Genomic DNA, 25280 nt, shown 5'->3' with positions numbered 1-25280 from the left:
TTCGTTATCAGGGGAAGGAATTTTATAAAAAAATGGGCTATAGTTGTACAACGTTGTTTATCAATGAGCAATGACATGAGTTCATCAAATGTAGGAATAACAAGTCTCGGAATAAGCTTTCCTCCCTTTTATATGCACCTGAGTGAGTTAGCCAGGTTACGCGGGGTTGATTCGGAAAAGTATACCAAAGGCCTTGGGCTGAATGAAATGGCACTTTGCGGAAATCAATGCACCGTGATTGATCTGGCAATACAGGCGGCACAGGATGCAATCAGCAGCTGGGGAGGAAACGTGGAAGACATTGCCATGATTGCAGTAGGCACTGAAACCCCTGTCGACTACAGCCGTCCTTTGAGCGCCTGGGTAGCTTCTGAACTTAAAATTCAGGGCTATGTGCGATCATACGAAGTTAAGCATGCTTGTTACGGCGGGACGTTGGCGCTATTGCAGGCTGCAGAATGGTATCAGTCTAATCCGGATAAACAAAAGGTAGCTTTAGTTATTGCTGTTGATGAAGCCTTGTATGCCCAGAATGATCCTGGCGAGCCTACACAGGGTGCAGGAGCTGTGGCTTTTATAGTAGGCCCGGATCGATTGGCTACCATTAATGCCGGCCAAACGATTGCATACAGTGAACCTGTATTTGATTTTTGGAAACCACTGGATAAACATTATCCGGAAGTAAATGGGCAGTACAGTCTGGAGTGCTATAAACAAGCGGCTGTTTCCTGCTATAAAAAACTGGTACAGGATAGAGATCCACTGGAAGTATTAAATCAATACAGTGCATTATGCTTCCATGTCCCCTTTCCCAAAATGGTTTTTAAGGCCTTTTACGCAGTGGGGGAAAGCCTGGGGCTCAATACTGATCAAATTAATAACTTATACGAAACCCGCGTTAATCCATTCATGGTCTGGAACCAGCGTTGCGGTAATGCCTACACGGCCAGTTTATGGATTATGTTTGCCCATGCGCTGGCTCATACGGATAAACAAAGTAAGTCGCTTCTGTTTTCTTATGGATCTGGAATGGGCTCCGAGCTGATTCAATCGGTCAATAACTCCGAAGAAGCTAATCGAGACTGGATTCAGAAAGTCGACCAGCAACTCAGCCAGCGGCAGGCGATGTTTGCCAAAGATTATCTTGCTATCAGGGAGTCAAAACCAGCCGAATAAGTAAAATCGAAAAACTATCGAAGGATAACTATATCAAGTATATGAAAAACGCTACGTACCGCGCTTTATGCGCGGTATCCATGCAATGTTTCTGATGAATAAATAGTATTACAATACACCATCCTATATATGGTTACCGCGCATAAAGCGCGGTACGTAGGCACTGATAAGATGGTGAAATTTTGTGAGGATCTTCCAGGCTTCGACCCCGCGGGCTCCATCCCGCCAAATCTCACAATCCATCCTAATACATAACTCACACTGATTCACTAATGCAAGTATATATTTCCTGGCATTTCTATTTATAATAATTAAATAGTGAACCGCAATTGCTATGGCTTAACTAAAGAAGGGGCAAGGGATTGCAAAGCAAACCGGATTTCCGTCAATGGCATGTTCTTGGCGTTTACAACAGTCTCAGGGTTTTGTGTATTCTCTTATTTTTATTATTAGCAATATATTTAAAACCCACACTGGAATATAAACTGTCCATATACCTGGGCATCCTCGCTTTTTACCTGCTATTCTCCATTTATTTTTTTTATCTCCACCATCAACAGAAAGTTACTTTCAAAAAGCAGGTACTTATCGGCGGAATCATTGATATTGTTATCTTGTCTTTATTAATCAACTCCTTTAATAAAATAGGCAGCAGTCTCGGTATATTGCTTAACGTTAATGTGGCTATGCTAAGTATGCTGGTACCTGGCCGATTAGCCATTTTTTTTGCTGCAATTGCAAGCTGTATGCTGCTTGGTATCCACATTCTTGAGTATGTTTATCTAGATAGCAGTACCAATGATATTTTTAATAGCGGTGTCCATGGAGCGGGTTTGTTTGCCACCGCATTAACAGCCTGGTATTTGGCTCATCGTGTCCAGTTGACAGAAATCATTGCACAAAGCCGCAGTAGAAAGCTTCAGAATATTCAACAGATTAATGAATATATTGTTGAACGGCTTCATTCTGGAGTCATCTATATCAATGAAGATTCTAATGTTGAATTGATTAATACTGCGGCAAGGCATTTTTTTAATAAAAAAAACCACGAGCAATTGTTTTTTTTACCAGAAATATCGATTGAACTTTACAATAAATACAGGAGTTTTACTGAGCAGTTGACGTTTGGGGGTAACTCATGGAAAACGATGCTTGAAGATCCGCCATTGAAAGTGAATTTTCTTGCGGTCAATGGGAACACCAGAACGGCTGTTCTCATTTTTCTAGAAGATCTTTCCCTGATTACTCAACAGGCACAGCAAATGAAACTGGCTTCTTTAGGTCGGCTTTCCGCCAGTATTGCCCATGAATTACGGAATCCACTTGGCGCAATTTCCCATGCGGTACAATTAATGGGAGAGGGCGGTTGCATGGATGAAGAAGATAGCCGCTTAAAACAATTAATTATTAACAATTGCAATCGTATGAATCAGGCCATAAAGAATGTACTACAGTTATCCCGGGGAGAGCCGTCCAAACCAGAGTCCATTGATCTCAATATTTTTTTAGAGAGTTTCCGCAGCGATTTCATGATTTCGCATCCCTGCTCAATTATTTTAAATATTGAGCCCAATGCCCTGGTTTATTTCGATAAAAGCCAACTGGAACAAATTCTTATTATTTTATGCGATAATTCAATCAAGCATGGAAGGGAGGAATCTGGCAACGTTAATATACTAATAAAAGTAAGTCATAGCAGCCGTCACACCGAAATGAGTATTTCGGATACTGGAATAGGAATTCCGTATTCTTTAAGACACGATGTATTTGAGCCTTTTTTTACTACCACCAGAACAGGCTTAGGAATGGGGCTTTATCTGGCGAAAGATCTTTGCGAAATGAATAACGCACGCCTGACACTTTCACCAGCGGCCAAAGGGGCGGTATTTATAATAACAATGAATCAGGCAGGGCTGCATTATGAATAAAACGACAGTACTGATAGTGGACGACGAACCTGATATTCGTGAGCTCTTGAGTCTTACCTTAAGACGAATGAAGTTATCCTGTGATATAGCGGAAAACTATCAGAAGGCAATTTCTTGTATCAAGCAAAATGACTATTCCCTTATTCTTTCCGATATGCGTTTGCCTGATGGGGACGGCATAGACATTGTCCAGTTCGTGCAGCAGCATAAACCCCATATCCCTATTGCGGTTATCACTGCTTATGGAAATGTTGAAGGAGCTGTCAATACGCTCAAAGCAGGCGCATTTGACTATATTTCAAAACCCGTTAATTTGCAGATGCTAAAAGATTTGGTCAGCACCGCGCTGCACATGCAGGATAACACTTCCGTTTTTCCGCGTGACCATTTAATTGGTGAAAGCCGTGCCATTGAGAACTTGCGTCAGGATATTAATAAATTGGCACGAAGCCAGGCGCCTGTATTTATTTTGGGGGAGTCTGGCGTTGGCAAGGAGCTGGTTGCCCAATTAATTCATCATCAGGGACCCCGCGCAGAAAAACCGTTTATTGCAGTAAACTGCGGTGCTATTCCCTCTGAGTTGATGGAATCAGAGTTTTTTGGACACCGAAAAGGAAGTTTTACCGGGGCTATTGCCGATAAAACTGGTTTGTTTGTGGCCGCAAATGGCGGGACTTTATTTTTGGATGAAATTGCTGAGCTGCCCCTGGCGATGCAGGTAAAGTTATTGCGTGCCATTCAGGAAAAGGCGATCAAGCCAGTCGGCGATTATAATGAGGTTCCGGTTGATGTGCGTATACTAAGTGCAAGCCATAAGAGCTTGCAGGAAGAAATCACTTCAGGACGATTTCGCCAGGATTTGTATTACCGAGTCAATGTGATTGAATTGCGGGTGCCGCCTTTGAGGGATAGGATGGATGATATACCCTTACTGGCCAATCATATTTTAAAAAAAATCGCCCTTAATCATAAACAAAAATCTATTGGTCTCGATAAAAAAGCGATTGCAGTATTAAAGTCTCATCACTTCCCTGGAAATGTCAGGGAGCTTGAAAATATTCTGGAAAGGGCAACAGCGCTCTGTGAAGGCAATACCATTTTTGCCAGCGATTTAAACCTTCCACGATCCGAGCCGCCGCGCATTAAGGACGAAGCTGAACCCCGTTATCAGGATTTGGATAATACGTTGCATGAGCACCAAAAAGAAATGATATTAAAGGCACTGGAAAAAACCAAATGGAATCGAACCGCCGCAGCCAAGCTTCTTGGCATCAGCTTTCGCACATTGCGGTATCGACTGAAGAAATTTGGCCTGGATTAGTACATCCCTCCGATATAGAAGCATACCCTCTTCGAATCCCCGCGGCTGCGACCGCCGAATCCCCGCGGCATCGACCGCGGGGCCCACATGAAGCCAATTTAATGTTAAGAACACTTATTTATGACTACCTCTTTAATCCTATTTTTTGGCAACATTGGGGTGTGGCTGCAGCATTTAAAAGATGTTTGTGCTTCCAGTTTCCACTTAAGACCGGGCAACTGACCAACAGCTTTAAATCGTCCAGGGAATGACAAAACTCTTCAATGCGATCAAGGCTTGGGCAATTGACTTCACAGAAAATGCTCACGAGAAATTGCGGCATTGTTTTTATGTCTGAAGTCATTTGTTCGATGAGCCTTGGAAGAAAGTTTAATTTTTGCCTGTATTCACGATAGTATTCAAAAAAATCATAGCTCTGTTTGATCTGTGACAGTACTTGTTCAGCCAGAAAAGGTAGATAGTATGTGAATGCATGCGCATCTAGCATCAACGAAAAATTAATCACTTCGTTGGGACAGAATTCCTGAATAATATTGCGGGCAATTTGCTCCTCGGCTTCCTTTGCACCAGCTGAGGGTAATCTGTCCACAACATAGTCCGCAGATGCCAACCCTTTTCTGAGGATCTCCTCCGCCTTGTCACATGCCTGTGCAAACCAATTCAAACTCGCCTTTTGCTCTTCATCAGTCATCTCATAAGCTTCGCTCAATATAGCCTGATCTTTTATAAAACGTTCAATAGCTGAAATCGCTCTATCCGGCCAATTTAACCAGTAGTAACTACCGAGATCCTCGTTTATTCCTGGAATTATTTTGCCTAAACCTTTCTCGAGAAGAGCACTCTGGATATTTTTATTAATACAGGCAAACCATTTCCAGAACTTATGAATACGCTTGACAAACTCTTCCAGAGTTAATTTAGAGGCCAGTTCATTACCTAATAAACTTAGCCAATAGCAGGCTTTGCTTTGTTTGCTTACTGCCAATTGATAGGCCTGACAGGCTGTGTAATATGATGCGGTGTATCGGGAATGGTAAATAACTCGCTGTGTTTCTGTTGGGCTCAGCTTGTCAAATTCGCCTGAGGGGTTTTTGGCCGTATGCTCCAGCTGATTTGTCAGACGAGCATGCTTTAAACAGCTAAATACATTTATTGTTCGTTTTCTATCGTCACTTAATACGAACTCATGCAGCCTCATTTTGCCATGTCTAGGTGCTGAGTTATCTCTGTCATTATTAAAATTTTCAATACTGGGTATAAGAATCTGGAATCGATTAGTTCCTGTTAAAGTTTCCAGATAGCTCGCCACATTATAGCAAAGAGAGTTGGCAGGACTTTGCGGCATACTCATATAATCATGAGCAAGCCTTGCAATCCTGCTGTTTCGCTGACCTAGAAGATTTTCTAATCCTTTGGGGAGTTGTTCTTCAGGAATGCGGCTTAGATAATAGTGATGTTCCAGGTAGCGGTTAATGCTATCAAGAACCCGCTTCTTTTCCCACCACAAAATCTGGGTTGCTGAGAGATATTTATAGTCCTCTTCAAGGGTAATTGCTTTGATTTTACTTTTAAGTTGCTCGTGGCTCACAACTGGGGTTTTGCCATCCCTAAAGGCACTGGGCATAAAAATATTTCCTTATATTTTTAATTTGAAAACTGAATTGCAGACGATCCAAGGCATTTGTTAGTCAGAAAGCATAAACTGGATATCATCAATCATGGCATTGGTGCGTGCCAGTAAATACTTATCATTTGCTGCCATGCTTTTAACCAACTGCAGTTTCCGCAAAGCATCCCTTCGACGGCCCTGCAATAATTGGCATTGGGACTCAGTAAAATAGGCATAGGCTTTTTTCCCAGAAGCTGATTGAGCTTGGGCTAATTCCTCGCAAAGGGGTAAATCTCTTTTAAACATGCGTGAGCCCTTGAGTAAAATAGCGGTTGCCTTGTTTGCATCGCCTGCAGCAATTAATCCCTGGGCGTGCGCCATCATCGCCGCATAATTATCTGGGTAATTCCCTTGTAACTCCTGCAGGCGTTTTAAGGCTTCTTGGTATTGTTTATTGCCAGTTTCAGCACGGGCCATGGCTATCTGATAGAAAAGATTATCTTTGTCTGCGGCTAACAGCGGCTGTAAACGGGTTTCAGCCTGCTGATACTGATTCAGGTTGATCAACACCAGTACATGGCCATACTGGCAAGCTACGGGTGAATTATTCCGGGTGCATTCTTTTTGATAATAATCGAGTAACTGGCGATTATCTTTTGCTACAGACGTTCGGATTAGCTCTTTAAAAAGCCGGTAATCCAGATTGTCTGGATACTGCTTGTTAGCCGACCGGGGTATACGGTTTTCGGCCTCGGCAATTCTATCCTCATCCAAAGGGTGGGTTCGCAGAATAGCGGGAACGTTGGCTGTATAATAATAGCGCGAGCTTTCCTGCATTTTTTTAAAGAAATCAGCCATGCTCTGCGGATTAAATTCCGCTTTTATCAACATATCGATGCCGATACGATCCGCTTCCTTTTCATTGGCACGGGTAAAATTGATATTATCCTGCGCAAAACCGGTCAGTGAAGCCATCATGGCGCCGCTGGCCAGGGTAGGGTTTACCGCACCAAGCGCTGCTGAAGCCAGGAGCGCAGCGAGCATGGGAATGCGCATCTGCTTTTCATGCTCAATCAGACGATATAGGTGGTGCAAACGCACGTGAGCAATTTCATGCGCCATTACGGCCGCGAGTTCACTTTCATTTCGAGTAGAGAGGATAAGCTGCGTGTTAATGCCAATATAACCGCCCGGGCCGGCAAAGGCATTGATTTCGCTTGATTTAACTATGAAGAAGTAGGGGGTGGGTATTCTTGCGAATTTAGCCAGTTGCTTACCGATATGATTAATATACTGGCTTGCCAATGGATTTCTCTCAATGCTTTCTGATTGATTGATTTGCTGCACAAATTGCTTTTCGAGCTCCTCCAGTTCTTCAGTAGAATAGGGCGTTACTCCCGAAGTTGAATGAATTGCGGGCGGCAGGAAAAAGGCTGTCGCTATCAGTAACAATTGGGAAATTAAGCGCTTACATTTGCCCGACTTTCCATTCATAGGATTCTCGCTGTTAATGGGACATCGTTTTCACTTTATACCAGACTGCAGTTTATAGGTATCTGGCCTGAATTTACAGTATACTGTTATTCACAGACTACTAAAAAATAGAAGTTCTTGATATGATGTCTGATTTTAACTCTTCGATCTAACCATGCACAATCAATATATGATCGCCGCTCTTGAACAAGCATGGATTGGGCGCGGAATATGCGCACCTAATCCCAGTGTTGGCGCAATTGTTGTGCGAGATGGTAAAATATTGGCATCCGATTACCATAAAGGTGTCGGCTCTCTCCATGCTGAACGCTCAATACTCCAGCAAATGACCGAACAGACAAGGGGTGCAAGTCTGTATGTTACCCTGGAGCCTTGTAATCACTGGGGACGAACCCCGCCCTGCGTAGACGCAATTGTCGAAGCCGGCATCAGCAGAGTGGTTTTTGCCTATAAAGATCCTAATCCTGTAGTTGCTGCCAATGACAGCACGCAAATATTGCAGGAAAAAGGGGTTGAAGTAATTCATTGGCCAATGGCGGAAATAGACCAGTTCTACCAAAGTTATAGTTATTGGACACGTACAGGTCGTCCTTGGGTAACCGCTAAAATTGCTCATACGCTAGACGGTAAAATTGCTGGGGAAAAAGGGGCGCGCGTCCAGCTATCCAATGAAGAATGCTCGCGCTTTACGCATTTTAACCGCCTTCATACCGATATAATATTAACTTCGGCAATGACCGTGATTAAGGACGATCCATTATTCACGGCTCGGATGCCTTCCTATGAGAAAAAAAAGAAAATCGCCATTCTCGATGCAAGACTGAGTATCCCTGAGGATGCAAAAATTTTTTCATCTGCTGAACACTGTTACATTTTTCATGACGAAAAGCATACGCCAGCTGACATAAACCCCAATTGCAGTTATTTTTCTGCGCCTATAATTGAAGGGCAGATTGACCTAAATTATGTCCTTGATCAGTTGGGGCTCTGGGGTTTCCATGATATCTGGCTGGAAGCTGGCGGCAAACTATTTTCAATGTTTCACGAACAAAAATTAACCCAGCGCAGCTATCTTTATATTGTACCCGGTTTTCTTGGCCATGAAGCGACCTCCGCCTACCACGGCGAAAATTTTTTTCAGTCGCGACGCTATTCAATCAGCTGGCAAATTGCGGGTGACAATGTAATAGCATGCATAGACTGGCAGGAGGAATAATGTTTACCGGATTAATACAATGTTTAGGCGAAGTGAAGGCGAATGTAGAACATAACCAGGCTCGTCGTCTGGTAGTATCAATGCCTGAAACCAATCTTCAAACGGGCGAGAGCATTGCTATCAATGGTGTCTGCCTGACTTTGCTGCCCAATCATGGAGTAGAGTGTGCCTTTGATGTTTCTGCCGAAACGCTTGCTGTAACCAACCTTGGTGAGTTGGTGGTTGGAGATAAGGTCAATATTGAACGTTCCATGCTGCCTACCACCCGGTTCGGAGGGCATTATGTCAGCGGGCACATTGACGCCCAGGCGACACTTACATCCATCAAGCCCATTGGGGATTGTCTGGAGCTTACAGTCGATGATTTCAATATTCCCGCAAAATCTTTTTTGCTGCCTAAAGGCAGTATCGCTTTAAATGGGGTAAGTCTTACTATTAACAAGGTAGAAGACGAACGGGTCAGCCTGATGTTAGTTCCTCATACGGTTGCACATACTACTTTCCCTTATATGTCAGTTGGGCAGCGCCTGAATATCGAGTTTGACTATCTGACCCGTGTTATTGCTCATCAGCTTTCATCATTGCTGCAATTAAAAAGAGAGGTAAACGAATGACGACATTTGCCAGTATAGAAAAGGCAATAGAAACACTAAAAGCCGGGCGAATGATTATTCTTATGGATGATGAAAATCGTGAAAATGAAGGCGATTTGGTATTGGCTGCAGAACATGTTACACCCGAGGCAATCAATTTTATGGCCAGATTTGGCCGGGGGCTGATTTGCTTACCGATGGCTGCTGACATGATTGAGCGCCTGAATTTGCCGATGATGGCAAGCAGGAACCGTTCGCCTTATGGCACTGCATTTACGGTTTCAATCGAGGCCGCAGAAGGGGTGTCAACGGGTATATCGGCCCAGGATCGGGCGCATACTATCCGTGTTGCTGTGAAAGCAGATGCCTGTGCTGCAGATATTATCTCTCCGGGGCATATTTTTCCATTACGTGCCAGAGAAGGCGGGGTTTTGGAAAGGCAAGGCCAAACGGAAGGTAGTGTTGATTTGGCAAAGTTAGCGGGGTTAACTCCAGCAGCTGTAATCTGTGAAATCATTAATGATGATGGCTCAATGAGCAGGCTCTCCGCATTGGAGCTCTTTGCAAAAGAACATGATCTGCCCCTGGTGAGCGTACGCGATTTAATTGATTACCGTATCAAACATGAAAATCTGGTTATTCCTGCCGCCTCTTCATCTATTCCAATGCAGGATTTTGGTGTTTTTGAAATGACTGTATTTGAGAACCAAATTGATGGACTCGAGCATTTCACACTGCTGAAAAAGCCTGAACATTCCAATAAAGTCCCCTTGGTCCGTGTGCATTCTGAATGTATCACCGGTGATGTATTCGGTTCATGCCGATGTGATTGTGGAAATCAGTTAAAACAGTCCCTGGCCTTACTGGCCAAAGAAGGGGGCTTGTTAATTTATTTAAGGCAGGAAGGCAGGGGGATTGGCCTTAAGAATAAATTGAAGGCTTATGCACTGCAGGAAAAAGGCATGGATACAGTGGAAGCCAATCTCAGCCTGGGCTTTTCGGCTGACAGCCGTGATTATGCAGTGGCTTACCAAATGCTTAAATATTTCGGTATTGAAACGCTAAGGCTTCTTACGAATAATCCGCAAAAAGTAGCGGCCCTTGAGAAATACGGACTGACGGTTTCTGAACGTGTACCGGTGATCGTGCCTCCCTTAGAAACTAACAGAAATTACCTGAAGGTCAAAAAGCAGAAACTAGGCCACTTGCTCGATTTGGAGTAGAGTCGGACTGAGGAGTTTTGCCTACTTTGCCCTTGACCTACGTACTGCGGCACTGCGGCTTGTCCGCAGTATCCATAATCCACTTAAAATACTGGGTTATTAGTTAGCCTATATAATCCATAGATACTGTGAACAATCCGGGAGTAAGTCGAGCAGGGCAAAGTCAAATTCTGTTTATTTCAATTAAATGTGTTATTTATAGGCGGTTTTTGCTAAAATTAAATCCCGTTTATATGCAAAAGATTTTAACTCGCTCGATAAAGAGTAAGAGCATCGTAACGGGGTCACTATGACAAAATATATTTTTATTACCGGTGGAGTTGTATCTTCATTAGGTAAAGGCATCGCAGCAGCATCTTTAGCTGCTATTCTCGAAGCACGCGGTTTAACTGTCACGCTTATCAAACTTGATCCCTACATCAACGTTGATCCCGGCACCATGAGCCCTTTCCAGCATGGAGAAGTCTTTGTTACCGATGATGGCGCGGAAACTGATTTGGATTTAGGACATTATGAGCGCTTTGTCCGGACAACAATGACAAAATCCAATAACTTCACGTCCGGAAAAATTTATGAAACAGTCATAAAGAAAGAGAGACGGGGTGATTATTTAGGTGGAACTGTCCAGGTGATCCCTCATATCACTAATGAGATTAAACAATCAATCAAGGCAGGTGCCGATAATTTCGATGTTGCCTTAATTGAAATTGGCGGTACAGTAGGGGATATCGAATCCCTGCCGTTTCTTGAAGCCATCCGGCAAATGCGTATTGAAGTCGGGGCTGTGAATTCACTCTATATCCATTTGACTTTGGTACCCTATATACCGACGTCTGGGGAAACAAAGACTAAACCAACTCAGCATTCGGTTAAGGAACTGCGTTCCATTGGAATCCAGCCGGATATTTTAATCTGCCGCTCAGAAAAAGCGTTATCAGAGACTGATCGCTCGAAAATTGCCCTCTTCACCAATGTAGAAACTGAAGGCGTTATTTCTTTAGAGGATGCCAAGAGTATTTATCAAATCCCCATGATTCTTCATGCTCAGGGTCTGGATGAGATTGTGGTTAAAAAACTGGGGCTTAATCCGCCGCAGGCTGATTTAAGCGAATGGCAGGCCGTTGTGGATAAGCAATCGGCTCCGACTAGCAAAGTAAAAATTGCAATGGTTGGAAAATATACCGAACTGAATGATGCCTACAAGTCTATCAATGAAGCATTATGCCATGCAGGGATTCATACACAGACCAAAGTGGAGATCGTATATATCGATGCGGAGTCAATTGAAACGCAGGGGATCGAGCTATTGGCTGATGTGGATGCCATACTGGTTCCTGGCGGCTTTGGTTTACGGGGAATTGAAGGAAAAATCAAGGCAATCCAATATGTGAGGGAAAACCGAATTCCATTTCTGGGTATTTGTCTGGGTATGCAAACAGCCGTTATTGAATATGCACGACACGTGGCGGGATTAGAACAAGCCAATTCCACCGAGTTCAATCAATCAACCGCTTATCCGGTTATTGGTTTAATTAGTGAATGGATGGATGCAGATGGCAGGGTTAATTTGCGTAACGAGCATACCGATCTCGGAGGTACCATGCGTCTCGGGGCTCAGCAATGTCAATTACAGCCCGGCTCTCTGGCCAGCAAAATTTATGGAAAAAGTGAAATCATTGAGCGCCACAGACATCGGTATGAAGTGAACAACCATTTTATTGATCAGTTAACAGAGGCTGGGTTAGTTATTGCCGGTCGTTCAGTGGATGGTATGCTAGTGGAAATGATTGAGCTGCCAGATCACCCGTGGTTTGTTGCATGCCAGTTTCATCCAGAATTTACTTCCACCCCTCGCGATGGACACCCTTTATTTAAAGGATTTGTCATCGCAGCACGCAACTATTCTCAACAAAAGGATAAGTTATGAAACTCTGTGGTTTTGAGGCGGGACTAAATGCCCCTTTTTTTCTTATCGCAGGTCCCTGCGTTATTGAAAGCGAGTCGCTGGCATTGGAAACTGCGGGTTATTTAAAAGAACTTTGCAGCCAGCTCAACCTGCCTTTCATTTATAAATCCTCCTTTGATAAAGCCAACCGCTCTTCATTGAACAGCTATCGAGGGCCTGGATTTGAACAAGGTTTGATGATTCTTGAAAAAGTAAAAAACGAGGTGGGTGTCCCCATCCTTACTGATGTTCATGAGGATACTCCTTTACTGGAGGTCGCCAGCGTGGTTGATGTGCTACAGACTCCCGCGTTTCTCTGCCGCCAAACCAATTTTATCCAGAAAGTGGCAGCGATGAACAAGCCGGTTAATATAAAAAAAGGCCAGTTTTTATCCCCCTGGGAAATGAAGCATGTGGTGACTAAGGCAAAAGCTTGCGGAAACGAACAGATTATGGTTTGTGAGCGCGGTGTAACTTTCGGCTATAATAATCTGGTATCTGACATGCGGTCTTTGCAGATTATGCGTGATACAAATTGCCCGGTTGTGTTTGATGCTACGCATTCTGTGCAATTGCCTGGCGGAAATAATGGAAGCTCAGGAGGGCAAAGAGAATTTGTTCCCGTGTTAGCGCGTGCTGCAGTGGCTGCAGGTATTTCCGGGCTTTTTATGGAAACTCATCCTGATCCGGATAAGGCGCTGAGTGACGGCCCAAATAGCATGCCCCTGGATCAGATGAAGCCTCTGCTGGAATGTTTGATGGAGATTGACAGCGTTGTAAAGAGAACCGGGTTTGCCATTTAATCCAGCCTGGTTTAGCTGAATACGTTTTCAAGGACGAAAAAATAACATGCCTCTTTCTGAGAATCTACTTCGTTTTCCGCCACAGCATTTTGCCATTATCGTTAATGAGAAAGCGAGAAATGCAGAAAAAGTGGAGTCTTACTTGTCTCAACTGAAAGAGGCTGGTTTTCTTTTCCAGTTCTTTTCTGTATCCCCTGATTCTCTTGAAAAAGTAATCAAGCAATGTCAGTCCGAATATAAGTTAGTGCTAATTGGCGGAGGGGATGGCACACTTCGAAGCGCAGCCCAGTATTTAGCAAATTCAGATACGATAATGGGTGTTCTGCCTTTAGGAACCATGAATCATTTCGCCAAGGAGATGAAGCTGGCATTAAGCATTGATGAACTTGTTAATGTCTTGCGTTCTCCTGCAGTAAAAAAGATTGACCTTGCCCAGGTTAATGATTATGTATTTATAAATAACTCATCAGTGGGATTTTATCCCCGTTTTGCAAGAAAGCGTGATCTTTATGCAAAACGTCTTAATAAATGGCTAGGTTATATTCCCAGTTTGTTCCATACTTTGCGCACGCACAAAACCTACCACATGCATATCACAGGTAAGGAAATTAATTTACGTCTCAAATCCTCCTTTGTCATGATCAGTAATAATTGTTATCGCTGGGAGTTTCCAGTCAATTTTGGGCGTGAAAGTTTTAATGATCATAAATTAGGGCTTTACTATCTAAAGCATGGCAAAATAGAAATCGCTAAACTCTTTGATATTATAATGGGAAGAAATAACCATTTCGTAGCAACCTGCAGCCTTTTCCCCCTGGATGTTACTATTGAGAAATATAAAGAAGTGATCGTATCCCTTGATGGAGATGCCATTAAAATGAGTTTACCCCTAAAGTACAAGCTATTGCCTGACTCTCTTAATCTGTTGGTGGCTTCATGAAAATTATCCATATTTCGGATCTTCATTTCGGTCTGCACCGCCAGGAAATAATTAATTGCTTTGTGAAAGAAGTCAACGAAATTTTGCCTGAAATTATTATTATTTCAGGTGATTTAACGCATCGTGCAAGATCAGGACAATTTCACGATCTGCGTACGTTTATCTCCCGTTTACCTGGAAAAGTATTACTTGTTCCCGGAAATCATGATATCCCTGCCTTTGATGTGATACAGCGCTTTTTAACGCCTTTTGAAAAATACAGGCGCTTTATTAATAATACACTGGAGCCCGCTTATGAAGACGCCAAACTGCGGATACTTGGGCTTAACAGTGTCAATCCTTACAGTATCAAGGATGGAAAATTATCCTCGAGTAGCCTGATGAAAATTGAACGCTTTTTTAAGGTATCTGACGAACGGTTGAACATCCTTTTTTTTCATCACAATTTCCAGCATTTTGAAGGCTTGCACAGGCCTTTAAGTAATACCAGGGCGTTTTCCGAGGCTTTGAAAAAATCTGCTGTGCATTTAGTTTGTACTGGTCATTTGCATTTCGCTAATGTAAGTTTTCTGGAAAAAAATCAGCAGGAATCATTCGCCTTGCTGCATGCAGGTTCTCTATCCTGTCAGCGTACCAGAGACGGGCAGAACAGCTTTTATTTGATTGAGTTTGAAGCAGGTGAATGTGCCATTAAGTTAATGCAATATGAGTTGAGTCAATTTAAACTTAAAGATAGCTATAGTTATAGTTATCGTTCAGCTTTATCTCAAACCATTCGACCTGAGGAGCTGCTTTAGCGGCGTCTCGAAGGCTTCGCTTGGTGTCAATCCTTCGAGACGGAGCTTTGCTCCTGCTCAGGCCAAAAGGTACTAATACAATCCGAGTGGCAAAGACAACTAGCTAAAAGTTGGGCTGTCCAAATTGGTGAGGATCGTTCAGCACTTCATTCGCAAAGACGGCCTCAAACTAGCCGCCTGAATTCCATCAAACTAAATACACTGGATGTCGGATAACTATTTTCAAATTTAAAGCCTACCGGCTCAATGTATTTCTGCCACTCTTCTAATGTGCGCTGCCTTCCATCGAGTAAGACCATCATCACAATATCCATCGTTTTATTGGGATGGGGCAAATCATTAACAGGCATTACCTGCTCAGCGATTAACAACGTTGACGATTGAGGCATGCGCTGGTGGCAATTATCAAGAATTTTCCGCATCATTTCATCATTAAAATCATGCAGTACCCCTTTGTATAAATACGCATCGGCTGCGGGGATGTCTTCAAAAAAATCGCCCGCCTGGAGTGTTATCTGCTGGGGAAAGTCAGAGGGGGATAATTGGTTGATGACCGATGGGCTATCAAACACTGTTATTGGTAATTCTGGATGATGTTTATGTATTGCTTTTGCCATACCTCCACGACCGCCTCCCATATCGACCAAAGAGCTAAACCGGCTAAAATCAAAGGCCTTGGCAATAGGCTCATCATCATAGGTTGAAAGCTTAGCCATTCCTCTATCAAAATTTTCCTGCTTTTCAGGATGCTTGGACAGAAAACTGAAAAACTCTTCCCCATGCTTATAGGCAAAAGCGGATTTACCATTTTTTAAACTCTTATCGAGTACCGAAAAAGCATCCCACCAGCGATCATCAACCATGCGAAGCACATCACGAATGGAGTGTGGATCATCATCACGAAGTGGTTTGGATAATTCAGTCAAAGAATACGAATCCGGCTCATGGTATTTAAAAAGGCCATAAGCACTTAAGAACTGTAAAAGGCGGCCTAAAAGAGGTGGGTGGGCACCGGTCTCTTTGGCGATTTGCTCAATACTCACTGGCAATTCAGACATATGGTTGGCGATACCCAGGGAAGCCACGGTATGAATAGCCCTGGAAACAACATACCAGCGAGACATGGTCGCCAATTGAACATGAGGCGCTTCATTCTTAGCATGCATTGCGAATCCTTGCGAAAAATCCTGTTATTTGTTCAATATAGCCTAGATATCCGCCTTCTCTCAATTAATACTTATAGAAAATACAGGAAGTGGGGGGAAATTTTGTTTTTTGCAGTTTAAACCGGATGCTGTTTAATTTACACTAGGCTAATAATTACAATTTATCAGAGAGATGTGAGGCTAAACAAACTTTATTCCGAGTTAGTCGGTGAGCCGGTGAAGTTAATCGCGTTGTTCCTGTTTTCGATTTTTCTGGCACTATTTCTGGTTGAAATATATTCTCTTGCGACGAAGTCGCAGGGTGACGATTCCATTGAGCTAAATCAGAGCACTGCAAAAAAGGATATCGTTCAGGAAAGTTTGAATAAAAATTCTGCTGTTTTCAAAACAGCATTATTTGGCATTTATGTGCCAGTTAATTTATCGGGGCAGGATATAAAAGAATCCATGCTCGACCTCGAAATTGTAGGTATCATGTATTCACCAGTTAAAGATGCCTCTCAGGTATTAATTCGTTCTGCAGGCGGGGAGGAACGCCTTTACGTTATTGGTGACGATTTACCGGGTGGTGCAACGATTAAGTCAATTAACGAGCAGGATATTGTCGTTTTACATAATGGTGCCTTAGAAAGCATCAAGTTGCCCAAGAACCAACTCCATTTTGATGGACCTGTAAAGCCGCTTTTTAAGGATTAACCCAGTATGCGATTAGTTTTAAAGTTAATCATTCTTTCTCTATGCTGTTTTTTACAAACCGCCTGCTTCAGATCGCTTAATTTCGATGAGGGCATTGCCTGTTTTCGTGCAGAGGAATATAGAAAAGCCTTTATTCACCTTTTACCTGCAGCCGAAGGCGGTCAACCGGATGCACAATATGCTGTCGGCTATATGTATTATTATGGACGCGGCGTGGTCGAAGATCGTGAAAAAGCATGGATATGGATTAACAGAGCAGCAGCTGCAGGTCAGCCTGATGCGAAGCAAGCGGTGTTAATCCTTAATACGCATCATAAGATAGTCCGCTAGATTCACCATCTTGAATCCCACGGCGCAGCCCTTCGAATCCCCGCGGCGCAGCCCTTCGAATCCCCGCGGCGTAGCCCTTCGAATCCCCGCGGCAGCGACCGCGGGGCCCATGTCTGGTAGCTGAACAGCTCCTTGAATTTTGGAATGTTGCCGAAATAGAGATCGAAAAGGCATTAAAAACTCTACGTACCGCGCATTAAGCGCGGTACGTAGGCACTGATTAGATGGTGAAATTTTGTGAGGATCTCTCAGAGTCGAAGCCGCGGGGATTCGGCTCATTCTGCTTTTTGTAAAGACTCAATTACTGCACCTAGAAAGCGGGTGGCTTCACCGCCTGTCACGGCTCGATGGTCAAAGCTTAATGAAAGGGGTAGTAAGCGATGGGATTTTATCTGTCCGTTACTGGCAACTGCGCCATGATACAAACGACCCACCGCTAAAATAGCAACCATTGGCGGAACAATAATGGGACTTGCGAATTTACCAGCAAATTTTCCAAAATTGGATAAGGTAATAGTGGCGCCTTTCAATTTATCAGCTGGAACAGCGCGTTCACGGACTGATTTTTTGAATTCATCAATACTATTCCTTAATTCCTGGGCAGATTTTTTATGTGCATCATGAATAACTGGAACAAAGAGGCCGTCCTCGGTATCCATTGCCAGCCCCAGATGAACTTCTTCAAAGCATCTACGAGCCGCATGTTCTGTGTTAAACCAGGCATTGAGAGAGGGTTCCCTTTGAACCCCATCGGCCACTGCACGAATAAGACGAGCAGTAATATCCTGACCAGGATGCCATGCTTCAATGTCAGCTTCGTCAAAAATGCTTACGGGGACAACAACCTGATGCGATTGAACCATGCTGTTCAACATGGCACGGCGAACGCCGCGCAGAGGTTCGTATCCCTGGGGTAACTCTTCTTTGGGCTGGGCAGCGCGCTCAACATCTTCACGGGTGATCATGCCATGTTGTCCTGAGCCGGCTAATGCAGATAGATCCACACCCAGCTTTTTTGCCAGAACGCGTACAGCCGGTGTGGCTTTTGGGCGTCTGCTGCCTTCGGATACAGAAGGGGCGCTCGAGCCAATAGTGAAATTATCTTCACTGACATCATGACTTTCTTCCAGATTGCCGACAACAGTCCCTTTATCAGTTCTTGCAGTGCTGCTTTCAGCAAAGCCGACCAGGGGTGAACCAGTTTTCAGTACATCGCCCGGTTTTCCAAATAACTTGGCAATGGTACCCTCCTGGGGGCAGGGGACATCAACGACTGCTTTAGCTGTTTCCATTGAAACCAGAGGCTGATCAAGTTTGACATAATCACCTTCTTTAACAAACCACTCATGGATTTCAGCATCAGGCAAACCTTCACCTAAATCAGGCAGATTAAAAATATTCATAATTACTCCATTATACTGAGTACGCTGTCCTTAATACGCTGGACACTGGGAATATAAAATTTTTCAAGTTGAAAATAGGGCATAACTGTATCATAACCTGTAACTCGCTGCACTGGCGCTTGTAAATCACTCAGGCAATTTTCCATGATTTGGGCGGATATTTCTGCACCAAAACCACCGGTTTTAGCCGCTTCATGAATAATCACACAACGACCGGTTTTTTCAACTGAACTAATAATTGTTTCGATATCTAATGGTTTAATAGTAGCCACGTCGATGACTTCACAGGAAACCCCTTCTTCCTGCAACTGTTTGGCAGCCTGCATTGTTTCGTGAACGCTGGCCCCCCAGCTAACCAAAGTGACATCGCTACCCTGCTGAAGGGTGAAGCATTTTCCAATCGGTAAAGCTTCGCCATTGTTTTCAACAGGCTGCTTGACCAGACGGTAGATTCGTTTGGGTTCAAGAAAAACAACCGGATCAGGATTTCTGATGGCGGCTAATAACAGCCCATAGGCTCTTCTAGGTGATGAGGGTATCACTACCTGCATACCTGGTATATGAGCAAAAAGCGCTTCTGTGCTTTCAGAGTGATGCTCAGGAGCGCGAATACCGCCCCCAAATGGTGCCCGGAAAACAATTGGACAATGTAATCTGCCGCGTGTGCGGTTCCTCATTCGAGCCGCATGGGAAAGGATTTGGTTGAAAGCAGGATAGATAAAACCCATAAATTGAAATTCGGCTACCGGCTTTATTCCTTGCACCGACATACCCACCGACAATCCGGCAATCATTGATTCGGCCAGCGGGGTATCAAAAACGCGTTCCTCGCCGAAGCGTTCCTGCAAGCCAACCGTAGCTCTGAAAACGCCGCCATTTTTGCCGACATCCTCACCAAATACAACGACATTCTCGTCATGGGCCAATTCATAGGCAAGCGCTTGAGTAACTGCTTCTATGAGGGTAATCTCAGGCATTGTCTGCTTCCTCCATTGCAATAGCCCGCTGTTCAATCAGATAGTCGGGTAGTTTTTCATAGTGATAATCAAAAATGCTGGTAATCGCCTGTCTTTTTTGACCAAGATACTCATCGACTGCCGCCTGAACTTCATTACTGGCTTCAATCGTCAATTGCTCTTCCTTGGCAGCATCCCAGAGTTTTTTCTCTTCAAGAAAATGGCGGAAGCGGCTGATAGGTTCTTTAGGCTTGGCTGCTTCTACCTCGTCCTGGGGCTGATAGCGGGTTGCATCATCTGCTGTCGTATGGTCGCAAAGTCGATAGGTCAAAGCTTCAATCAGGGTAGGGCCCTCACCGCGTCTGGCTTTTTCGATGGCCTCTCCAATAACTTGCCGGCAGGCAAGCACATCATTTCCATCGACCTGCACCCCGGTAAATCCGGCAGCAATTGCTTTTTGTGCAACAGTCTGTGTGGCCGTCTGCTTTGAAAGTGGAACAGATATAGCCCACTGATTGTTATTGACAATAAAAACCACTGGCAGTTTCCAGGCGCCGGCAACATTCATTGCCTCATAGAAATCCCCTTCAGAGGTACCGCCTTCACCAATACAGGTCACGGCAACGCGTGGCTGATGACGGTATTTAAAGGCAAAAGCAACGCCTGCGGCATGAAGGCACTGGGAGGCAATGGGCACACAAATGGGAAGATCTTCTTTGTTATTGGCAAAATGGCTGCCGCGTTCATCACCGCCCCAATATGCAAGGATCTCAGACATTTTAACACCGCGCTGAAACTGCGCTGCATAGTCCCGATAGTAAGGAATAAGCACATCCTCCGCCCGCATGGCATGACCAATGGCAGTTGAGATGGCTTCCTGGCCATTGATAGGCGCATAGGTCCCCATCTTTCCAGTTCGCTGTAGGGCAATCGCTTTGCGATCAAAAATACGTGTGCGAACCATAATACGGTATAGCTCCTGCAGAACCTGGTCATTATTTGCAAAGGCAGGCAAGGAACCGCAGGAACCACCATGTTCATTAATACACTGGATGAATTCTATTTCAAACTGGGCGACTGTTGTCACGGATTTTCTCCTTATTTACAACATATCGCCATAGAATACTCATAATTTATATGAAAAACCATCCTTGAACGAAACAGTTTTTCTATAGCGTGAAGGTGGCTGCTTCCTTTGCTTCCCGCTCGTCTGATTCTGTCCGTTCTTTTTGCGTATCCGCACGGCTGCTGGATGAAGGGACGGATTTTGCTGTAGCGGAACTGATAAGTTCATCAATTTGTTGGGTCAGGTGATTTAATATGAGCGTTTCAAATTCACGCTGCTGCTCGGGTGCTGGGAATGCGTACTTACGTCCTGGATGATATAAAACAGGGGTGACCAGAGCGGAAAGCGAGTTCATTAACAGCTCTGCAAAATCTGGCCTGATGTACACGTCTCTTGGTTCCTTGCTCTCATCTTTCCATGTCCCTTTTAATGTTACATCACCGACAAAAGGTGTTTTGCAAAAGTAATGCTCGTGAATATAGGTGATCAGTTTACCCATTAATGAAAAAGTAAAACCATCCAAATCCGTATGTGGTTTTTTATGTGCCTCCTGGGGTGAGATTGCAGCTTTGATTAAGGCATATACTGAGTGCATCACAGTAGCCTGCCTCTCCTTTTCTGATTCAGAAAGATAAATTGAAATGGTTTTGGAATGTTTTTTAAATTCACCTTCGAGGCGGGGAATTTCTTTTTTAAATTGCAATTCATACCGGATGGATTCCAGAATAATCTGTTCCAGTCCTGCTAATAATACCCTGAGCTCAAGACGTTGGCGCAGCGACAGTTTACTTTTCAACTGGTCAAGATAGGCTTGTAATTGGAAATCATCCGTAATTTTGGTTAAATCAGGATCTTCAAAATAATGAAAGGAAAGCAGACGCGGACGTACCAGTTTTAATTTTGCAATTTGCTGCTTGATGTATTTCTCGTCTCTGGCAGAAGTGACCGATTCATAGGATTTAAAATTATCTTCCGTATTGACCATCGCCTGAACAATTAAAGATCTAAAAAATGGATAAATTGAGTTGGGGAACGGGTATTTTACATGATCTATCTCTTTCAATGCGTTTTCAAGAATAGCCAGGCAACTTTCTAAAATAGAGATAACCTGACCTTTTAAGTCAAATAATGTTGGCCCGGCAATCTGGTATACTTCTTTCGTAATATCTTGTGCATCTTTTAGTAATTGTATCTCGCTTTTTTGAATATGCTCCTTATTTGCATCGTTAAGCGCCTTGCGATAGACCACGGTTTTTCGCCAATCCTCAGGAGCTGTTTTTTCTGGAATAATTGTATCCAGATCAAGCTTTCCATAGGGCTGAAAAAGTTGACCAGATGCTAATGTGTCCGGAAACTCAAGGGGGTTCAGAGATGGGGAGGTTTGAGGCGTGATGGGTATCAGATGCACGGAATGCCGCGAGTCCTCCTCCTGACTCAGGCTGCCAGACGTATTTTTTAGGGATCGCAATTCCTTATCGCTCAAGCGGGCTGAGGGCCAGGGTTTCATTCGTCTTTTGAAAAAGCTACTTGAAGGCTTGTCTGTCCCGGGGTTTTTGTTCGGCTCTTCAGTCGTTAAGGAAGTTGAGTGACGGGGTTGAAGAAAGGGATGGTCAGTCACAAAATGTTTGACATTGTCTATGCAAGCCCGCTTTTCTTCTATTCGTATACCGCTTATTGGAGCTAAAGACTTAACTATTTCTGCCTGATCATCGGTTGGCCTAAAAATGTACTCAGCCGTATTTGCCTCAGCTTTATAATCCCAGAATAGTACAGACTCTTGTACGGTAACACCTTTAAAACTTACTTTCATAATACAAATTTATGGTTGAGAAAAATTGGATTCCTCGTACAATTTCAATTATCATTATTTGTTGAAATTGTACAAAAAGGCTATAACTTGTTCGAGTATAATATATTAGAATTACCATATCCGTCAAATTTATGTCATAACTATCGCAAATTTAGTCAATTCTCTGGCTTTGTTCTCTTGGAGAGCTCGGATAAGTCAAGAGGGCGCTTTGATATCTTGACGGCACTACCTTATAAAATACTGACTGAAAAGCAGTTCCCTCAGATCAATGCTCTTTTTTCTGAACTAAATGCTTCCCTGCCAACCATACAGAGTTACTGCGACTTGCCATTTCAGGGTGGCGTTATTGGTTATTTTTCCTATGATCTTGCCTCTGAACTGGCGGGGATTAAACGAAGGGTCCACCCTGAACTGGCGCATGTCCCGTTGTTTCATTTGGGGTTTTATGATTGGGCAATTATTGTTGATCATCATTTAAAAAAAGTCAGTTTATTTGCTGCAAATACCTGGAAAGAAACAGCGGAAATCGCGCGGGTGATGTCAGCGTTGTGGGAGCAGGATGATCTGGACTATGAAGCGGAAGGTTTTTCTATTCAATGGCCTTTAAATCGTTTAATGTCCCGTCAAGATTACGATAAATCCTTTATTTCAGTTCAGAATGATCTTTCCAACGGCCGATGCTATCAGGCCAATTTAACACAAGGCTTTTCATTGGCTTACGAGGGAGACTGTTTTTCAATTTATCAACAAATATGCGCAGGCAATCCGGTACCCTACAGTGCCTTTATAAAGACAGAAACTGCAGATATTTTATCATTCTCCCCCGAGTGTTTTCTAAGTTACGAGCGGGGAAAACTTAGCACTTCGCCTATCAAGGGAACAGCGAGAATGAGTGCGGATGAAAACGGGGATAATGCCATTAAACGCGGCTTGCTCCACTGCGAAAAGAATCGTGCTGAAAATATTATGATTGTGGATTTATTACGAAACGATCTTGGGAAAATTGCTCAGTCAGGCAGCGTTAAGGTGGAACGTTTATGTGAGCTCCAGAGTTATAAAGGACTGCACCATCTTGTTAGCCAGATTGAAGCCGAATGCCGGGAGGATATCGGAATGTTTGATGCATTCGAAGCCTGTTTTCCGGGAGGCTCGATTACCGGTGCCCCTAAGTTGGAGTCTATGAAAGTCATCGCTGAAAACGAAGCTTTCGCCCGGGGTGTGTATTGCGGAAGTATTGCTTATTTTTCAAATCACGGGCGCTTTGATAGTAATATAGCTATCCGTACTATTACCGGGACTGCCAACAAGCTTCATTTTTCTGCCGGTGGCGGGATTGTTATGGATTCAGAATGTGACAAGGAATATGATGAATGTTTTACAAAAATCGATGCTATTTTGAAAGGATTAGCAGGGAATGAATAATATCGCATCGGTAATAGTGCTTTTTGAGAAGAACAGTAAATCACTGGTGCTGACCATAAGAAATCCTTTTATGCGCAGTCATCCCGGTGAAATCTGTTTTCCCGGCGGACGCTGGCAGGATGGAGACCAGACGCTGCTCGATACTGGCTTGCGAGAGCTAAAGGAAGAGTTGGGGATTGGCGCTAATCGGGTTCAACTGATTTCTGCCATGGAAAAAGAACATACCCTGACGGGTTATACTATCAATCCCTGGTTTGCTTCCATTGACTCCATTGTGCCATATCGCTTGAATCCTGGGGAGGTTTCCGAGTTGTTGATGTTGCCCGTTAATGCGATTTGTGTATCGGATAATTATAAGGAAATTGAGTTTAAAAGGGACGGCCTGACTTTTAAAACCATTCAATTCCTTCATGAGTCAAAATTTGTCTGGGGAGCTACTGCTCGCATCATGCAACAATTCTGCAAGACTGATTATCTCAACTTTTTGAAATAAGAATAACTCATCGAGGTGAAGGCCATAGTACTCATTGAGGACCGACTCTGTGGCCATTTACACAACTATTTTCCCACTCCGAATCCCCGCGGCAGCGACCGCGGGGATTCGGCATGACGGAGTGCAACCTGCTTACACTATCAGGCCACTTTCCTAGTCTTGGGAAACTGAGTCAAGGCAGCACTAAGTTGCTTGTAAAGTTCAGGAAGCCATCTTGGCTGCGCAAAATTAGTAGTAGCTGGCTTCGATACCCGTAAATCATTAGGAGCAATAATCATTTTGATATTGCTAAGGCCTACTCTTCGACTTAAAAGAAATAATTGATCAATAGCGCGATCTCCCACAGCTAGACAGCCCACTGAAAGCGATTTGCCATGCAGAAAAATATCGCCTCCCAATTGTCTTCTGCCATCCTTGCTTGCCTGCATGCGGTCGAAACTATTGGGATAGTTGATCATCATTGATAAGTGCATGCTGCTGAAAGGGTTAAAGGTAACGAGTTTGTAAATCCCTTCAGGAATCTGTCCATCACGTTCTTTTAATTTGGGACCCAGGCGTCCGCTGAAAGCAGTCAGCGGGTAAGTATGAATATAGGTCCAGGGCTGATTATCGTTTTTAGCCCAGAGTTCAATATGCCTTTCCTGCTTAAATGCCAGTAATGCAATTTCCTTGGGAGGATAAGCAACATTGGCTTTAGAGAAAAATCGAATTAATTCTGGCTCCGTGCGCAGACCATATCGCATGATGGCATTATCGACTGCTTTATCCCAATTTAACTTGGGCGCCATGGCCATGGAAAACTGACAGAATACAATTAATACGCAAATTAGCAGACGTCGCATAGTCATTATATAAGATAAATTCTTCACGATAGTACCAAAAATTAATCAATG

General features: G+C 43.7%; 22 protein-coding genes. 14 read left to right on the top strand and 8 right to left on the bottom strand.

The features are described 5' to 3' along the window. Positions 1 to 75: 75 nt before the first annotated feature. The 3 genes from DYH42_RS08040 to DYH42_RS08030 all read left to right on the top strand — a co-directional run bounded on the left by DYH42_RS08040 (position 76) and on the right by DYH42_RS08030 (position 4425). Positions 76 to 1176: a hydroxymethylglutaryl-CoA synthase family protein gene (locus tag DYH42_RS08040; RefSeq protein ID WP_058522689.1), complete on the top strand. Its 1101-nt coding sequence runs from the start codon at positions 76 to 78 to the stop codon at positions 1174 to 1176. Between the two features lie 362 nt (positions 1177 to 1538). Further along, on the top strand, positions 1539 to 3104 hold the full coding sequence (locus DYH42_RS08035) for a sensor histidine kinase (RefSeq protein WP_058522690.1): 1566 nt from the start codon (positions 1539 to 1541) through the stop codon (positions 3102 to 3104). Continuing rightward, positions 3097 to 4425 carry a sigma-54-dependent transcriptional regulator gene (locus DYH42_RS08030; protein ID WP_058522691.1) on the top strand — a complete coding sequence of 443 codons (1329 nt, stop codon included), beginning with the start codon at positions 3097 to 3099 and terminating at the stop codon, positions 4423 to 4425. The genes DYH42_RS08035 and DYH42_RS08030 overlap by 8 nt, the downstream gene beginning before the upstream one ends. Before the next feature lie 124 nt (positions 4426 to 4549). Here the strand turns inward: DYH42_RS08030 and DYH42_RS08025 are convergent, their stop codons facing one another. After that, complete coding sequence (locus DYH42_RS08025; RefSeq protein WP_058522692.1) at positions 4550 to 6049, bottom strand: hypothetical protein; 1500 nt, start codon at positions 6047 to 6049, stop codon at positions 4550 to 4552. 60 nt (positions 6050 to 6109) lie between these two features. Continuing rightward, positions 6110 to 7528, bottom strand: a complete 1419-nt coding sequence (locus DYH42_RS08020) for a M48 family metalloprotease (protein WP_058522693.1) — start codon at positions 7526 to 7528, stop codon at positions 6110 to 6112. A 154-nt stretch (positions 7529 to 7682) separates the two neighbouring features. On the opposite strand from DYH42_RS08020, the gene ribD reads away from it, so the two are divergent. The 7 genes from ribD to DYH42_RS07985 all read left to right on the top strand — a co-directional run bounded on the left by ribD (position 7683) and on the right by DYH42_RS07985 (position 15045). Continuing rightward, positions 7683 to 8744, top strand: coding sequence for a bifunctional diaminohydroxyphosphoribosylaminopyrimidine deaminase/5-amino-6-(5-phosphoribosylamino)uracil reductase RibD (gene ribD, locus DYH42_RS08015; protein WP_058522694.1), 1062 nt, complete (start codon positions 7683 to 7685; stop codon positions 8742 to 8744). Then, a complete protein-coding gene (locus tag DYH42_RS08010; protein ID WP_058522695.1) occupies positions 8744 to 9358 on the top strand; it encodes a riboflavin synthase in 615 nt (204 codons plus the stop codon). The genes ribD and DYH42_RS08010 overlap by 1 nt, the downstream gene beginning before the upstream one ends. Further along, positions 9355 to 10560, top strand: coding sequence for a bifunctional 3,4-dihydroxy-2-butanone-4-phosphate synthase/GTP cyclohydrolase II (locus DYH42_RS08005; protein ID WP_058522696.1), 1206 nt, complete (start codon positions 9355 to 9357; stop codon positions 10558 to 10560). The genes DYH42_RS08010 and DYH42_RS08005 overlap by 4 nt, the downstream gene beginning before the upstream one ends. A 289-nt stretch (positions 10561 to 10849) precedes the next feature. Further along, complete coding sequence (locus DYH42_RS08000; protein WP_058522697.1) at positions 10850 to 12487, top strand: CTP synthase; 1638 nt, start codon at positions 10850 to 10852, stop codon at positions 12485 to 12487. Beyond that, a complete protein-coding gene (gene kdsA, locus DYH42_RS07995) occupies positions 12484 to 13308 on the top strand; it encodes a 3-deoxy-8-phosphooctulonate synthase (RefSeq protein ID WP_058522698.1) in 825 nt (274 codons plus the stop codon). The genes DYH42_RS08000 and kdsA overlap by 4 nt, the downstream gene beginning before the upstream one ends. A gap of 46 nt (positions 13309 to 13354) precedes the next feature. Further along, positions 13355 to 14248 (top strand): diacylglycerol/lipid kinase family protein, encoded by an 894-nt coding sequence (locus tag DYH42_RS07990; protein WP_058522699.1) that lies wholly within the window; start codon positions 13355 to 13357, stop codon positions 14246 to 14248. Then, positions 14245 to 15045: a metallophosphoesterase family protein gene (locus DYH42_RS07985; RefSeq protein WP_058522700.1), complete on the top strand. Its 801-nt coding sequence runs from the start codon at positions 14245 to 14247 to the stop codon at positions 15043 to 15045. The genes DYH42_RS07990 and DYH42_RS07985 overlap by 4 nt, the downstream gene beginning before the upstream one ends. Positions 15046 to 15209: 164 nt before the next feature. Here the strand turns inward: DYH42_RS07985 and DYH42_RS07980 are convergent, their stop codons facing one another. Continuing rightward, positions 15210 to 16211 (bottom strand): methyltransferase, encoded by a 1002-nt coding sequence (locus DYH42_RS07980; protein ID WP_058522701.1) that lies wholly within the window; start codon positions 16209 to 16211, stop codon positions 15210 to 15212. A 174-nt stretch (positions 16212 to 16385) separates the two neighbouring features. Here DYH42_RS07980 and DYH42_RS07975 point away from each other — a divergent pair, with 174 nt between their 5' ends. Then, on the top strand, positions 16386 to 16907 hold the full coding sequence (locus DYH42_RS07975; RefSeq protein WP_058522702.1) for a type II secretion system protein N: 522 nt from the start codon (positions 16386 to 16388) through the stop codon (positions 16905 to 16907). Positions 16908 to 16913: 6 nt separating this feature from the next. Continuing rightward, positions 16914 to 17237: a tetratricopeptide repeat protein gene (locus DYH42_RS07970; protein WP_058522703.1), complete on the top strand. Its 324-nt coding sequence runs from the start codon at positions 16914 to 16916 to the stop codon at positions 17235 to 17237. A gap of 275 nt (positions 17238 to 17512) precedes the next feature. Here DYH42_RS07970 and DYH42_RS07960 read toward each other — a convergent pair whose 3' ends face one another. The 4 genes from DYH42_RS07960 to DYH42_RS07945 form a co-directional block, all read right to left on the bottom strand. Then, positions 17513 to 18640, bottom strand: coding sequence for a dihydrolipoamide acetyltransferase family protein (locus DYH42_RS07960; RefSeq protein WP_058522704.1), 1128 nt, complete (start codon positions 18638 to 18640; stop codon positions 17513 to 17515). Positions 18641 to 18642: 2 nt separating this feature from the next. Continuing rightward, positions 18643 to 19617, bottom strand: coding sequence for an alpha-ketoacid dehydrogenase subunit beta (locus DYH42_RS07955; RefSeq protein WP_058522705.1), 975 nt, complete (start codon positions 19615 to 19617; stop codon positions 18643 to 18645). Further along, a complete protein-coding gene (gene pdhA, locus DYH42_RS07950; RefSeq protein ID WP_058522706.1) occupies positions 19610 to 20683 on the bottom strand; it encodes a pyruvate dehydrogenase (acetyl-transferring) E1 component subunit alpha in 1074 nt (357 codons plus the stop codon). The genes DYH42_RS07955 and pdhA overlap by 8 nt, the downstream gene beginning before the upstream one ends. Before the next feature lie 82 nt (positions 20684 to 20765). Next, positions 20766 to 22472, bottom strand: coding sequence for a hypothetical protein (locus tag DYH42_RS07945; protein WP_058522707.1), 1707 nt, complete (start codon positions 22470 to 22472; stop codon positions 20766 to 20768). 87 nt (positions 22473 to 22559) lie between these two features. Here DYH42_RS07945 and pabB point away from each other — a divergent pair, with 87 nt between their 5' ends. Further along, positions 22560 to 23894: an aminodeoxychorismate synthase component I gene (pabB, locus tag DYH42_RS07940; RefSeq protein ID WP_058522738.1), complete on the top strand. Its 1335-nt coding sequence runs from the start codon at positions 22560 to 22562 to the stop codon at positions 23892 to 23894. Continuing rightward, positions 23887 to 24387 (top strand): NUDIX hydrolase, encoded by a 501-nt coding sequence (locus tag DYH42_RS07935; RefSeq protein WP_058522708.1) that lies wholly within the window; start codon positions 23887 to 23889, stop codon positions 24385 to 24387. Before pabB ends, DYH42_RS07935 begins: the two co-directional genes overlap by 8 nt. Positions 24388 to 24527: 140 nt before the next feature. Here DYH42_RS07935 and DYH42_RS07930 read toward each other — a convergent pair whose 3' ends face one another. Next, on the bottom strand, positions 24528 to 25229 hold the full coding sequence (locus DYH42_RS07930; protein ID WP_172465005.1) for a L,D-transpeptidase family protein: 702 nt from the start codon (positions 25227 to 25229) through the stop codon (positions 24528 to 24530). Between the last annotated feature and the right edge of the window lie 51 nt (positions 25230 to 25280).

Source organism: Legionella birminghamensis (assembly GCF_900452515.1).
GTDB classification, from domain to species: domain Bacteria; phylum Pseudomonadota; class Gammaproteobacteria; order Legionellales; family Legionellaceae; genus Legionella_C; species Legionella_C birminghamensis.
This window is presented reverse-complemented; position numbering and strand designations above follow the sequence as displayed.

Bases quoted from the DNA above. Each gene is read 5' to 3' on its own strand.
- DYH42_RS07970 (WP_058522703.1), top strand. From the start codon at position 16,914: ATGCGATTAGTTTTAAAGTTAATCATTCTTTCTCTATGCTGTTTTTTA.
- kdsA (WP_058522698.1), top strand. From the start codon at position 12,484: ATGAAACTCTGTGGTTTTGAGGCGGGACTAAATGCCCCTTTTTTTCTT.
- ribD (WP_058522694.1), top strand. From the start codon at position 7,683: ATGCACAATCAATATATGATCGCCGCTCTTGAACAAGCATGGATTGGG.
- DYH42_RS08010 (WP_058522695.1), top strand. From the start codon at position 8,744: ATGTTTACCGGATTAATACAATGTTTAGGCGAAGTGAAGGCGAATGTA.
- DYH42_RS07980 (WP_058522701.1), bottom strand. From the start codon at position 16,211: ATGCATGCTAAGAATGAAGCGCCTCATGTTCAATTGGCGACCATGTCT.
- DYH42_RS08025 (WP_058522692.1), bottom strand. From the start codon at position 6,049: ATGCCCAGTGCCTTTAGGGATGGCAAAACCCCAGTTGTGAGCCACGAG.
- DYH42_RS08000 (WP_058522697.1), top strand. From the start codon at position 10,850: ATGACAAAATATATTTTTATTACCGGTGGAGTTGTATCTTCATTAGGT.
- DYH42_RS08030 (WP_058522691.1), top strand. From the start codon at position 3,097: ATGAATAAAACGACAGTACTGATAGTGGACGACGAACCTGATATTCGT.
- DYH42_RS08020 (WP_058522693.1), bottom strand. From the start codon at position 7,528: ATGAATGGAAAGTCGGGCAAATGTAAGCGCTTAATTTCCCAATTGTTA.
- DYH42_RS08005 (WP_058522696.1), top strand. From the start codon at position 9,355: ATGACGACATTTGCCAGTATAGAAAAGGCAATAGAAACACTAAAAGCC.
- DYH42_RS07990 (WP_058522699.1), top strand. From the start codon at position 13,355: ATGCCTCTTTCTGAGAATCTACTTCGTTTTCCGCCACAGCATTTTGCC.
- DYH42_RS07930 (WP_172465005.1), bottom strand. From the start codon at position 25,229: ATGCGACGTCTGCTAATTTGCGTATTAATTGTATTCTGTCAGTTTTCC.
- DYH42_RS08040 (WP_058522689.1), top strand. From the start codon at position 76: ATGAGTTCATCAAATGTAGGAATAACAAGTCTCGGAATAAGCTTTCCT.
- DYH42_RS07945 (WP_058522707.1), bottom strand. From the start codon at position 22,472: ATGAAAGTAAGTTTTAAAGGTGTTACCGTACAAGAGTCTGTACTATTC.
- DYH42_RS07955 (WP_058522705.1), bottom strand. From the start codon at position 19,617: ATGCCTGAGATTACCCTCATAGAAGCAGTTACTCAAGCGCTTGCCTAT.
- DYH42_RS07960 (WP_058522704.1), bottom strand. From the start codon at position 18,640: ATGAATATTTTTAATCTGCCTGATTTAGGTGAAGGTTTGCCTGATGCT.
- DYH42_RS07985 (WP_058522700.1), top strand. From the start codon at position 14,245: ATGAAAATTATCCATATTTCGGATCTTCATTTCGGTCTGCACCGCCAG.
- DYH42_RS07935 (WP_058522708.1), top strand. From the start codon at position 23,887: ATGAATAATATCGCATCGGTAATAGTGCTTTTTGAGAAGAACAGTAAA.